This window comes from Sphingobacterium nematocida (genome assembly GCF_900168125.1).
Classification (GTDB): Bacteria; Bacteroidota; Bacteroidia; order Sphingobacteriales; family Sphingobacteriaceae; genus Sphingobacterium; species Sphingobacterium nematocida.
This window is the reverse complement of sequence record NZ_FUZF01000010.1, coordinates 36442-49881: the sequence shown is the minus strand read 5'-3', so window position 1 is coordinate 49881 and position 13440 is coordinate 36442. Positions and strand designations below refer to the sequence as shown.

Sequence of the window (13440 nt, the reverse complement as noted above, 5' to 3'; positions counted from 1 at the left end):
AATGGAAAAACAAGAATTTACCATCACAATATATACAGAGAATTCGATTGGTATGATCGGCCGTATCTCGAATATATTCTCTCGTCGTAAAATCAACATAGAAAGCTTAAACACTTCTCCTTCAGAAGTAGAAGGCATACACCGCTTTACCATCCTAATATCAGAAGGCGAAGAGGTGGTACGCAAACTGTGCCGTCAGATTGAGAAACAAGTCGAAGTCTTAAAAGCCTACTTCAATACCAATGAGGAGTTGATATGGCAAGAGCAGGCTTTATACAAAGTACCGGCAGATGTAGTCAACGAGAAAGTTTACGTGGAGCGCTTGTTGCGTCAATATGGTGCTAATGTGGTTGTGATCCGTCCAGACTATATTGTCTTTGAGACAGCAGGTCACCGGGAAGAGATCGATCGATTGACACAAGAACTAACAAAATACGGCCTAATCGAATTTGTCAGAGGGGCACGTATTGCAATTATCAAAGACAGTGCTGGGTTTCACGCCAAACTAAAACAGTTTGAACGTGAGGAACCAGCTCCAGAAATTGTAGAGAACGAGTTTTTAGACCAACAGGATCAAGTATTTACGATGTAAGGTTATAAAGTTACAAGGTTACAGCGTCATATAGTTATAACTACATCACATGATAACTCGATAACAACATCACTTATATACAACATGGAAAATACATTTAAATTTATACTGCAGACACGTAAAGCTTTCATTCAACTGATTGACAGCTTGACCTTAGAACAACTTAATGAGATTCCAGCGGGTTTCAATAACAACATCATATGGAATTTTGGCCATATCGTCGTAGTCGCACCGGCATTGTGCTATTTAAGAAGTGGGGTAAGTGCTGACATCTCTATGGTAAAATATCTCAAGTCGTACGTTAAGGGCTCGAAACCAAGCTATACGGTCACTCAAGAAGAAGTAGATGATCTAAAACAACTTGCAATAACCACTATCCAACAAATAGAAAAAGATTACAAAGCAGAGGTCTTTAAAGAGATTACTCCATTCGCTACTGATACGTACAAAGAAACCATGTCGACTATCGAAGAAATAATCCAATTGTCTGCGGGGCATGATAATCTACACTATGGATACGCTATAGCACAAAACCGAATAATCAACAACAAATAACTAAATCTAAACAAAGAAAAACTTTAAATAGTAAAAACAATGGCAAATTATTTCAACACGTTACCGCTTAGAGAGCAATTGAACCAATTAGGTATTGCAGAATTCATGAATTCGTCCGAGTTTGCGGATGGTGTGGACGCTTTAAAAGGTAAAAAAATCGTAATTGTAGGTGCGGGTGCACAAGGTTTAAACCAAGGATTGAACCTTAGAGACAGTGGACTTGATGTATCTTACGCTTTACGCAAAGAAGCTATTGAACAAAAAAGAGACTCTTGGAAAAATGCAACAGATAATAACTTTACAGTAGGTACCTACGAAGAGTTAATCCCAACAGCGGATCTTGTCATTAATCTAACTCCCGATAAACAACATACATCTGTAGTCAATGCAGTAATGCCGTTGATGAAACAAGGTGCTACACTTTCTTACTCACACGGTTTCAATATCGTTGAAGAAGGCATGCAGATCCGTAAAGATATCACGGTAATCATGGTGGCACCTAAGTGCCCTGGATCAGAGGTGCGTGCAGAATACCTGAGAGGTTTTGGGGTACCAACCCTAATAGCTGTACACCCAGAGAATGATCCACAAGGTAAGGGATGGCCTGAGGCTAAAGCTTACTGTGTAGGTACAGGTGGACATCGTGCAGGTGTATTAAAATCTTCTTTCGTAGCAGAGGTAAAATCTGACCTTATGGGCGAACAGACAATCCTTTGTGGATTATTGCAGACAGGTTCTATCCTTTCTTTCGATAAAATGATCGAAAAAGGTATCGATGCTGGTTATGCTTCTAAACTGGTACAATATGGTGTAGAGGTAATCACTGAGGCTTTAAAGCATGGTGGAGTAAGCGGTATGTTGGATCGCTTAAGTAATCCTGCAAAAGTGAAAGCTTTTGAACTTTCTGAGGAGCTAAAAGACATTATGCGCCCTTTATTCCAAAAACATCAGGACGACATCATGTCTGGCGAATTCAGTAAGACGATGATGGAGGACTGGTCCAATGGTGATGCCAACCTATTGAAATGGAGAGCTGAAACAGGAGAAACTGCCTTTGAAAAAACTGCTGCTGGTGATGTCAAAATCACCGAACAAGAGTACTTTGACAACTACCTCTTAATGGTTGCTTTTGTGAGAGCTGGTGTAGAGCTAGCTTTTGAAACCATGGTTGAAGCTGGTATTAAACCGGAATCAGCATACTATGAGTCTCTGCACGAAACACCTTTGATCGCTAATACAATCGCTCGTAAAAAATTATTTGAAATGAATCGTGTCATCTCAGATACTGCGGAATACGGTTGTTACTTATTCGATCAAGCTTGTAAACCATTGTTAAAAGACTTTATGACAAAAATCGATACCGATGTAGTCGGAAAAGATTTTAACAGCGGAAAAGACAGCGGTGTAGATAATGTAAAACTGGTTCAAATCAATGAGGTGTTACGCAACCACCCTGTTGAGAGAGTCGGTCGCGAATTGCGTAAAGCAATGACTGCAATGAAAGCCATTAAAACAATTTAAAATTTTCGTAATTTTAATGCACACGATGAGGATGAAATTATAAATATTATAATTCATCCTCATTTTAAAATTACAACTTATAATAGAGAAAGAGAGAAAATGGGAAAAACACTAGTAGAAAAAATTTGGGATGCGCATGTCGTCAAGCAGCAAGAAGGGTTTCCTGATATATTGTATATCGACACCCATCTTATCCATGAGGTAACGTCGCCTCAGGCCTTTGACGGGCTACGCAAGAGAGGCCTCCCGGTGTTTCGTCCGAAACAAACCGTCGCTACGGCTGATCACAATGTCCCAACTTTAAATCAACACCTGCCAATCAAAGAAGAACTATCACGCTATCAAGTGGATATGTTAACCAAAAACTGCAAAGAATTTGGAATAGAACTATATGGTTTGGGACATCCTTATCAGGGTATTGTACATGTTATCGGACCTGAACTAGGCATCACACTACCTGGAAAAACCATGGTATGTGGTGATAGTCATACCTCTACACACGGTGCTTTTGGTGCTATTGCATTTGGTATAGGCACATCTCAGGTAGAACAGGTATTTGCCACGCAGTGTCTACTGCTGCAAAAACCTAAAACCATGAAAATCGAAATCAATGGACAACTAGGTAAAGGCGTAAGTGCGAAGGATATTATTCTATACGTCATTTCAAAAACTACTGCTGCTGGTGGTACAGGTTACTTTGTGGAATTTGCGGGTTCTGCAATCCGCTCACTGAGTATGGAAGGCCGTATGACAGTGTGTAACATGAGTATCGAGATGGGTGCAAGAGGTGGACTTATAGCTCCGGATCAAACGACTTTTGACTATATTAAAGGCAGAGAATTTGCCCCATCAGCTGACGGAGAGGATTGGGATAAAGCAGTATCTTACTGGTCGACTCTGTATTCGGATGAAGATGCTAACTTTGATTCGGTATTAACTTTTGAGGCTGCGGATATCCAACCTATGATTACCTACGGTACTAACCCTGGAATGGGGATAGGTGTTACCGAAAGGATCCCAACTACGGTATCTCAACCGGATAACGAGCGTCCATCGTACCAGAAGGCACTAGATTATATGGGCTTTCACGATGGCGAACAGGTCTTGAATAAGCCTGTGGATTATGTTTTTATAGGCAGCTGTACAAACTCACGCATCGAGGACTTACGTCAGGTAGCCGAATTTATAAAAGGTAAACAGAAAGCAGCAGGTGTAGAGGTATGGATCGTACCGGGCTCGAAGCAAGTCGAAGCACAAGCGAAAGCAGAAGGTATCGATAAAGTATTTGAAGCAGCTGGCTTCCAACTGCGTGAGCCAGGATGTTCGGCATGTCTGGGTATGAATGAAGATAAAATTCCCGCAGGAAAATACTGTGTATCAACATCGAACCGCAACTTTGAAGGCCGCCAAGGCCCTAACGCGCGTACGATGCTGGTGAGCCCACTAACAGCAGCAGCAGCAGCTATTACGGGAAAAGTCGTAGATGTAAGGGAATTAATATAGATCGCGGAGGACGTAAGAAAAAATGTGTCGTATTTGCCAAACAGTAGAAGTATCTCAAAATAAGGTGATTCATCGGGAATCCCAGTCTGCCAACAATATCTTTAACCAAAGATCTCTGGAGCATGATTATCGCACGCTAATGACTGCTTTAAGGCCTGGTCTTCGTGTTTTAGATATCGGTTGTGGAACAGGAGCCATCACCAAAGATATTGCTAATAGAGTTGGTCCTACTGGACATGTTGTTGGTATTGACAATACCGCATCCTTTGTAACCGAAGGTCAGAATTTATACTCCGACATTCAAAACCTAGAATTGATTCATTGCGATGTGCTTGATTTTGATTCGGAGGAAAAATTTGATTTAATTGTGTCTGCACGGACTTTTCAATGGATTTCGACAATCGGAAAAGCTGTTGACAAGATCAAAATGCTATTAAAGCCTAACGGTCAGATCTCGATCCTTGATTATAATCATGAAATGATTGATTGGACGCCCAAAATACCTAAGAGTATGCAAAATTTCTACAATATGTTCTTAATGTGGCGCAAAGACGCAGGAATGAATAATAGAATTGGATTTGATATCGCAGATATACTTGAAGAACATGGCTTTGATCAGATTGAGGTTTTCAATGCGGATGAACATTACGAGAGTAGTACCCCTTCGCACAAGGCTAAAATTAAAATATGGTCCAATGTAGCCAATTCGAAACAGATGGTGGATGAAGGGTATATCAGCGATGAGAATCGTCTAGAGGCAATTGAGGACTACAATAACTGGGCAGACAACGAAGCACAAAGTATGACATTAAAACTTAGAGAAGTAAGAGCCGTACTAAATATAAACAGATGAAAAAATTTGAAAAACTAACTTCAAAGGTAGTTCCATTACCTATTGAAAATATTGATACCGATCAAATCATCCCTGCTCGTTTCTTGAAAGCAACGACACGTGAAGGTTTCGGAAATAACTTATTCCGTGACTGGCGTTTTGATGGGGATGATCAGCCGAAGGCAGACTTCGTATTAAACGATCCTACATTTGCAGGCAAAGTACTAGTTGCAGGCAAGAACTTTGGCTGTGGATCATCCCGTGAGCACGCAGCATGGGCCATAGAGGATTACGGTTTCAATGTTGTAATCAGTTCGTTCTTTGCCGACATCTTCAAAGGTAATGCCCTCAACAATGGTGTATTACCGATTACTGTACCTGAAGAGTTTTTAGAAAAAATATTCGCTACGGTATTCGCTGATCCCGCAACTGAGATTCAAGTAGATCTGGAAAAACAAACCGTAACACTATTGGCAACAGGTGATACGTTTGAGTTTGAAATAAACCCGTACAAAAAATCTTGCTTGATCAATGGCTATGATGACATCGATTTCATTCTAAGTCATACCAAAGAAGTAGAAGCGTTTGAACAAACTAGACCTTTTTCCTTTTACTAACGGATAGATGAAAGAGCCCTTTGTGTACATTCAGGATTTAACGATTCAATACCAGAATAAAAAAGTATTGAATGGTCTCACTTGGGTATTAAATAAAGGTGAACATTATCTTCTGGGCGGGGAAAGTGGATCTGGAAAGACGACACTAGCAAAGGCTTTTGCAGAGGCTAATCCTGCAAAAGCTCTGTATATCTCCAACTGGTACCAATTTACCAATCTGGAGGGAGATCGCAATTTCTATTATCAGCAACGCTATAATAGACACCAGGGCCATGATACTTTGACGGTATTGGCCGAGCTGGAACACCATGCCCAAAGGGAAAATCTCGATCTTTCTGACATACAGGACCGAATCGTGGATTTTGGGTTCAAGGACACGTTACAGTCACAACTTATCGAGCTCTCAAGTGGGGAACACAAGAAACTGCAGCTTATAAAGGGTTTATGGTCCAAGCCCGAGCTATTGATTATTGATGAACCTTATACCGGACTAGATGCGCAATCTCGAATTATTTTAAACGATTGGCTGGATGATCTTGCCACAACGGGAGTACAGCTTATCTTAATCAGCAATGATAGTCAGTTACCACGCGCTATAAATCGCTTTGTTCATATCGTAGAGGGTAAAATAGAACAGGTGGATAGTCCCGAGCTATTGTCCAAAAATCCAGAAAGAATAATAATGAAGCTTCCTGATTTTCTGGCTTCAGCACCTCGACATGACTATACGCATATAGCAAAACTCCATGACGTCTCTATACGCTATGGGGAAAAAGAAATTTTGAAAAACATATCCTGGGAGGTTAAAACTGGTGAAAAATGGTTATTGCAAGGTCCAAATGGCTCGGGCAAATCCACCTTATTGAGCCTCATCAACGGAGATCATCCGCAGTCCTATGGGCTAGATATTCATCTGTTTGACCAAAAGAGAGGCACAGGTGAGAGCATTTGGGATATCAAGAAGAAAATAGGTATCATCTCGCCGGAGATGCACTGGTACTTTGACCAGAACGCAACGGTATGGCACACGCTTGCCTCCGGCTTTTACGACAGCATAGGATGGTTTGTAGATGTTAAATTTCAGGAGAAACAACAGATTGAAGAGCTCTTGGAGTTCTTTGGATTGACCGCCTTCAAAAATCAAAAACTACAACATCTCCCACTCGGTCAACAGCGCTTAGCATTATTAGCGCGTACTATCATCAAGAATCCTCCCCTACTGGTGTTGGATGAACCTTGTCAGGGGCTAGATGCAGCGCAGACGAGTTACTTTAATGCCGTCATCGATGAGCTCGCTCAACACGGCACTACCCTTATTTATGTAGGGCATTATGAAAGTCAGTTACCTAGCTGTATTGACCATAGATTGGTTTTGGAAAAAGGCGAAGTCAAAACGACAACATACAACATAAAACAAGAAAGCTATTTAGAAAAGGAAAACGCAATATTGTAAAAACGAGCGTAACGAAAATATAATGAAGAAAAATATTCTAATTATTCCAGGTGATGGAATTGGACAAGAAGTCACAACATGGGGCAAGCAAGTCTTAGAAACTGTTGCTCAAAAATATAATCATGAATTTGTTTTTGACGAGGCTATAATGGGGCATACGGCTATAGAAGCCACAGGCAACCCGCTTCCTGATGAAACATTAGAAAAAGCAAAATCTTCTGACGCAATTCTTTTTGGCGCCATAGGACATGCTAAGTATGACAATGACCCTTCAGCAAAGGTACGCCCGGAGCAAGGGCTTCTTAAAATCCGTAAGGAGCTAGGCCTATACGCCAACTTACGCCCCATCTTATTATTTGATGAACTACTGGACGCTTCGAGCTTAAAGCCTGAGGTGTTACGTGGAACGGATATCTTATTCTTTCGTGAGCTGACCGGAGATGTCTATTTCGGAGAGAAAAAGCGTAATGAGGATAATACCTTTGCTTCAGACTTAATGAATTACAACCGTTATGAGGTGGAACGTATTGCGCGAAAAGCTTATGAAGCAGCTCGCACACGCGGCAAAAAATTGTGCTCTGTAGACAAAGCCAATGTACTAGAAACGTCTCGCCTTTGGAGAGAAGTGGTTCAGGAAATTTCAGCCGAATATCCAGATGTAGAGACAGAACACATGTTTATCGACAATGCCGCGATGCAGTTGGTTAAAAACCCGAAAAAATTTGACGTAGTTCTTACGGCAAACCTTTTCGGTGATATCCTGACGGACGAGGCCTCTCAGATAGCAGGTTCTATGGGTATGCTTGCTTCTGCATCTATAGGTGATGGGACAGGTTTTTTTGAACCGATACACGGATCTGCCCACGACATCGCAGGTCAGAACAAAGCAAATCCATTGGCTTCTATTCTTTCGGCCGCTCTAATGTTGGATATCGCATTTGGCCTACAGGATGAAGCGAAAGCAGTAACAACAGCTGTTGCAGACACCTTGAAAGCGGGATGGAGAACAGGGGACATTGCAAACAGCGACACACCTAAGGATCAGATCTTGGGAACAAATGAAATGGGACAAAAGGTACTTACGTACTTAAAATAAAAAGGTAGAAGTAAAAATTAAAAAATGGTAAACGCACGAATGTTGATCTTATAGTTCCGTTTTCCGTTACGCAATTTTTCATGTACACTAAAAAACAAGCAATAGGAATAAATAAATAGGCTTTTGCCTTTTTAATTTTAACTTTTTAATTAAAAAATTATGTTACACGATCCTAATCACTTATACATTTTCGACACGACATTACGTGATGGCGAGCAGGTTCCTGGTTGTCAATTGACAACTACGGAAAAAATCGAAATAGCAAAAGATCTAGAAAACCTAGGTGTCGATATTATTGAAGCAGGCTTTCCGGTCTCTAGCCCGGGAGATTTTCAATCGGTGGTAGAGCTTTCCAAAGCCGTAAATGATGTTATCATCTGTGCTTTGACCCGCGCCAACAAAAATGATATCGATGTCGCGGCCGAAGCTTTAAAATTTGCCAAGCGCCCTCGTATCCATACCGGTATAGGTTCATCGGATATGCATATTAAATATAAATTCAATAGTACTCGAGAGGAAATTCTGGAAAGGGCTGTTGCAGCTGTAAAACACGCTAAATCTTACGTAGAGGATGTGGAGTTTTATGCAGAGGATGCCGGACGTGCTGATTTGGAATTTTTAGCGAAGATGGTAGAAGCTGTCATTGGAGCAGGAGCTACCGTCGTGAATATACCTGATACAAATGGCTATTGCTTACCAGACCAATATGGTGCTAAGATTAAGTACCTGACAGAACATGTAAGCAACATTGATCAGGCTATTATCTCGGCGCATTGTCATAACGACTTAGGTCTGGCAACTGCGAATTCTATTGCTGCTATTCAAAATGGCGCTCGTCAGGTAGAATGTACTATTAACGGTATAGGCGAGCGTGCAGGGAATACTTCTTTGGAAGAAGTCGCAATGATCTTAAAGGTGCATAATCAGACGTTTGGAGGATTAACATCCAATATTAACAGTAAGATGTTTACTTACCTTTCTAGAAAGGTATCAGATATGATGAATATGCCTGTACAGCCCAATAAGGCTATTGTGGGACGAAATGCATTTGCACACAGCTCGGGCATTCATCAGGATGGCTTCTTAAAGCATCGTGAAAACTACGAAATCATACGTCCGGAAGATGTCGGTCTGGAAGAGGCAGATATCATCTTAACAGCACGTTCGGGACGTCATGCCTTAAAGCATCACTTGGAGCGTCTTGGTCATCACCTCGATAAGGATAGTCTTGCTAGTACATATGAACGTTTCTTAACATTGGCCGATGCAAAAAAAGACATTAACGACGAAGACTTACTCTCGTTGATGAAATAGGACAAAAGAGCAAGGGCAAAACAGTTACGGACAAATCTGCCCTTGTTCTTTTATCTAAAAATAGCTCTGCATTATTGCTTCGCCTATTTTTATAATACAATCACCTAAACAAACGAATTCATAAAAATGAGCTTGGATTTAGCTACTTTACCTATAAATTGCTTGCAGGCGAAGGCCCGCTTAAAGGATGTAGTAACACGCACACCTTTGCAATATAACCTGCATCTTTCTGAAAAATATGGTGCAGATATTTACCTAAAACGGGAAGACCTTCAAGTGGTTCGATCGTACAAATTGCGTGGCGCGTTCAATAAAATAAGCAGTCTTACAGATGAAGAACGTGCGCGTGGTGTTGTATGCGCTAGTGCGGGCAATCACGCTCAAGGCGTTGCTTTTTCCTGTAAAAGACTAGATATTAAAGGTGTTATATTTATGCCAGGGCCTACTCCACGCCAAAAAATAACACAAACGGAAATGTGGGGAAACGGGAATATTGAAATCATCCTAGTAGGCGATACGTTTGACGATTGTCAAAAAGGAGCTCTGGAATATGCCCAAGAGCATAACATGACCTTCATCCCGCCTTTTGATGATCTTAAAATCATCGAAGGACAGGGCACCGTAGCAGTTGAAATACTTGAAGACCTACCCGATCTTGATGCCATCATCTTACCTATAGGTGGTGGAGGTCTTTCTTCGGGAGTAGGATATCACATCAAAAAGAATACACCTCATACTAAAGTGTACGGTGTAGAACCTGAAGGTGCCCCTTCCATGCAGGCCGCGATCCAAAATGGAGGTCCGATTGAACTGGAACATATCAACAAGTTTGTAGATGGCGCGGCTGTAAAAAAAGTAGGCAGTCTGAATTACGAGATTAGTAGTCAAGTACTGGATAGTATCAAATCTATCCCTGAGGGGAAAGTGTGTACAACCATACTGGAACTCTATAATAAAGATGCTATTGTGGTCGAGCCGGCAGGAGCACTATCTATCGCTGCATTGGATTTTCACAAAGAAGAAATCAAAGGTAAAAAGGTCGTGTGTGTCGTGTCTGGCGGAAATAACGATATCGACAGAATGAGTGAGATCAAGGAAATGTCCTTGCTATACGAAGGATTTAAACATTACTTTATCGTTCGCTTCCCACAACGTCCTGGGGCTTTACGTCTGCTCGTGGCAGAAGTATTGGGACCTAAAGATGATATCACTCGTTTTGAATACATCAAGAAAACAGAACGTGAACGCGGTCCAGCATTAATCGGAATCGAACTTAATGACCCAAAGGATTACACGACGTTCATTGAAAAATTAAAAGCTTATAAATTCGACTTTATAGAAATCAACAAGGATCAGACCCTCTTCGAGTATCTGGTTTAATAATAAAGGCTGCCCTAGGGCAGCCTTTATTATTAAACACTACTTGCCTTTCAGGTATTTCTCCAGAAATTGATCCTGCTCCCAGAGAAGGTGAAAGATATTTTCTTTGGCAGCATAGCCGTGAGACTCTCTTGGCAAAATAACCATCCGTACCGGAGCACCCAAATTTTTCAGTGCCTGAAAGTATCGCTCGGTCTGTAAGGTAAATGTACCTGGGTTATTATCTGCGGCACCATGTACCAATAGCATCGGAGTCTTCATACGATCTGCACTCATAAATGGGGACATCGTCATGTAAAGCTGGGGATCATCCCAAAAATTGCGTTGCTCACTCTGAAAGCCAAAAGGTGTAAGCGTCCTGTTATAAGCTCCAGAACGAGCTATACCAGCCGCAAAAAGATTAGAATTAGATAAAAGGTGAGCAGTCATAAAAGCACCATATGAATGTCCTCCCACCGCTACCTTCTTACGGTCAATATAACCGAGCTTGTCTACAGCATTTATAGCAGCTTCGGCATTGGCCACGAGTTGCCCGATAAAAGTATCGTTCGGTTCTTGATTGCCCTCCCCTACGATTGGGAAAGCAGCATTGTCTAAGACGGCATAGCCTTTGGATACCCAATAGATAAACGATCCATACCCAGGAAAGGTAAACTCCTTAGGGTTGGCAGTACTTTGTCCCGCGGTATTCTTGTCTTTATACTCACGAGGGTAAGCCCAAATCAATAACGGAAGCTTTTCTTTCTTATCATAATCGGCAGGGAGATACAGGGTCCCAGACAAGGCAACTCCATCATTCCGGGTATAATTCAAGACTTCTTTATGTACCTTATCCAAAGATTTAAATGGATTTTCGATGTTAGTAACCGCGGCCTGTTTACCGGTTTTGATGTTCTTACGGTAAAAGTTAGGGTATTGCGTAGCCGACTGTAATGAGATTAAGATATCGCCCTTTGTAATATCAATAACTTGAGATATACGCTCTTGTAGATCGGACTCCTTTGCCACATAAATCCGATTCTTCTTCAGCGACTTAAGATTTAACTCATCTATAAACGGGAACTCTCCTACTTTCGTAAAGCCATCGCCTACAAAGTAAACTCTGTCTTTATTGATATACATCGTATAAACTCCAAACTCATTTTTATCGCGGAAGACATTGCCTGGATTGGAATAGACATCCTGACTGTTGCGATCGATGATCACTTTATTATGCCCTGAAGCTGGATTTAACAAAAATGTTTTGACATTGCGGGTGTCATACCACTGAGAAGAAACTAAAGCATAATTAGCATTACCCCAGATCACGCCAGCGAAACGATCCTGTAGCTTCATTAAAGACTTTGGTTCTTGATCAAAAGGCAGGTCCCAAACAAAAAGCTCATCTCTGAATTCGGCAGGCTTATTTGCATCCCCACCATCCAACGCCTCCACAAAGAACAAAGTAGCAGCCTTATCAAGTCGCCATGTCATGGAGCGCTTACCTACGCGTGTCGAAGAAAAACCCTTAGGTACTATTTCCAACAACGGGGTCTCATTTACTCTTTTAATTATTGTCCCATTAACATCATACACAGAAGATTCTTGAGGAAATGAACTATAGCCTACTATATAAGAAAATGGTTTTTTGAGCGATGACACAAGGACATACTTGCCGTCAGGAGATAAAGAACTTTGGGTATACATGCCTGCGGGCAGAAACTTCTCCTGCGCACCTGCCAGATTCAACCAAAAAAGCTCAGAGGTAGCTAGGGTTTCAAAATCCTGTTCGTCCTGCGGATTTTTCAACAAATCTTGGTAAGTACGCAGCTGGGATACCTTACCATCGCTCGTAGATACTACAGGTCCTTTAGGCAGATCTTTACTATGGTCGATAAGGTCCTTAGCCACAGCAGGTCGTTTACTGATCAACAAACGGTCACTATTTCGCGTCCATTTGTATGGTGCATCAAGCACTGCATTCAGATCATACGCTGTCAGTTGTTTGGCTGTCTGTGTCATTAAATCAATAACCCATAACGATAATCCACTGTCATTTGTATTGGTGAAAGTAACGTACTTGCTGTCTGGAGAATAATCAATATTAGCGATTAACGAATTCTCTGGCAATCCCTTTATCGCATATTCCTGCCCTGCATCAACAGATTTTATTCGGAGATTATTAAAGTAGGTCTCTGTACTTGAGATTCTAGCCTTAGCATTTATCCTTAATCCGGCCAACCGCAACTCTTCTTGTCCCAATTCTTCCAGTGTCTTATAGGTCGGTCGATACATAAATAACACCCACTTTTTGTCGGGACTCAATCGAATGCCGGGCGGGCGCTCATAATCGGCCAGTGCCATTATTTCTGGAGAAGGCTGTTGAAATGTAATATTCTCCTGTGCACTAGCCCTCAAACTGGGCACCAAGAATAATACGATCAAATTAAACAAAAACAAGTTAATTATCTTCATTACGTATTGGTTTATAAATTTATTATGTTTTATTTTACAGGCACAAATTCGACATATAATATACATATTTTTCTTCATAATCAAGCAAAGAACATCTTTTTTTTGACATAAAAAACACTAAAA

General features: G+C 41.2%; 11 protein-coding genes. 10 read left to right on the top strand and 1 reads right to left on the bottom strand.

What is annotated here, in order from left to right; genetic code table 11:
* The first annotated feature begins 1 nt into the window (after position 1).
* The 10 genes from ilvN (at position 2) to ilvA (ending at position 10863) form a co-directional block, all read left to right on the top strand.
* Entirely contained in the window at positions 2–592 is a 591-nt protein-coding gene (gene ilvN, locus B5X76_RS11755) for an acetolactate synthase small subunit (RefSeq protein WP_079643309.1), read from the top strand.
* 84 nt (positions 593–676) lie between these two features.
* Positions 677–1147, top strand: coding sequence for a DinB family protein (locus B5X76_RS11750; protein ID WP_079643308.1), 471 nt, complete (start codon positions 677–679; stop codon positions 1145–1147).
* 39 nt (positions 1148–1186) lie between these two features.
* On the top strand, positions 1187–2668 hold the full coding sequence (ilvC, locus tag B5X76_RS11745) for a ketol-acid reductoisomerase (RefSeq protein WP_079643307.1): 1482 nt from the start codon (positions 1187–1189) through the stop codon (positions 2666–2668).
* A 99-nt stretch (positions 2669–2767) separates the two neighbouring features.
* On the top strand, positions 2768–4171 hold the full coding sequence (gene leuC / locus B5X76_RS11740; RefSeq protein ID WP_079643306.1) for a 3-isopropylmalate dehydratase large subunit: 1404 nt from the start codon (positions 2768–2770) through the stop codon (positions 4169–4171).
* A gap of 22 nt (positions 4172–4193) precedes the next feature.
* Positions 4194–5024 (top strand): methyltransferase domain-containing protein, encoded by an 831-nt coding sequence (locus B5X76_RS11735; protein WP_079643305.1) that lies wholly within the window; start codon positions 4194–4196, stop codon positions 5022–5024.
* On the top strand, positions 5021–5620 hold the full coding sequence (gene leuD, locus B5X76_RS11730) for a 3-isopropylmalate dehydratase small subunit (RefSeq protein WP_079643304.1): 600 nt from the start codon (positions 5021–5023) through the stop codon (positions 5618–5620). The genes B5X76_RS11735 and leuD overlap by 4 nt, the downstream gene beginning before the upstream one ends.
* 7 nt (positions 5621–5627) lie before the next feature.
* Entirely contained in the window at positions 5628–7073 is a 1446-nt protein-coding gene (locus tag B5X76_RS11725) for an ATP-binding cassette domain-containing protein (RefSeq protein WP_079643303.1), read from the top strand.
* 22 nt (positions 7074–7095) lie between these two features.
* The gene (gene leuB, locus B5X76_RS11720; RefSeq protein ID WP_079643302.1) at positions 7096–8169 is read left to right on the top strand and encodes a 3-isopropylmalate dehydrogenase; all 1074 of its coding nucleotides are present in this window, start codon (positions 7096–7098) and stop codon (positions 8167–8169) included.
* 159 nt (positions 8170–8328) lie between these two features.
* Positions 8329–9483, top strand: a complete 1155-nt coding sequence (locus B5X76_RS11715; RefSeq protein WP_079643301.1) for a 2-isopropylmalate synthase — start codon at positions 8329–8331, stop codon at positions 9481–9483.
* Positions 9484–9609: 126 nt separating this feature from the next.
* Positions 9610–10863 carry a threonine ammonia-lyase IlvA gene (gene ilvA / locus B5X76_RS11710; protein ID WP_079643300.1) on the top strand — a complete coding sequence of 418 codons (1254 nt, stop codon included), beginning with the start codon at positions 9610–9612 and terminating at the stop codon, positions 10861–10863.
* Between the two features lie 39 nt (positions 10864–10902).
* On the opposite strand, the gene B5X76_RS11705 is transcribed toward ilvA, so the two are convergent.
* Positions 10903–13317 carry a S9 family peptidase gene (locus tag B5X76_RS11705; RefSeq protein ID WP_079643299.1) on the bottom strand — a complete coding sequence of 805 codons (2415 nt, stop codon included), beginning with the start codon at positions 13315–13317 and terminating at the stop codon, positions 10903–10905.
* Between the last annotated feature and the right edge of the window lie 123 nt (positions 13318–13440).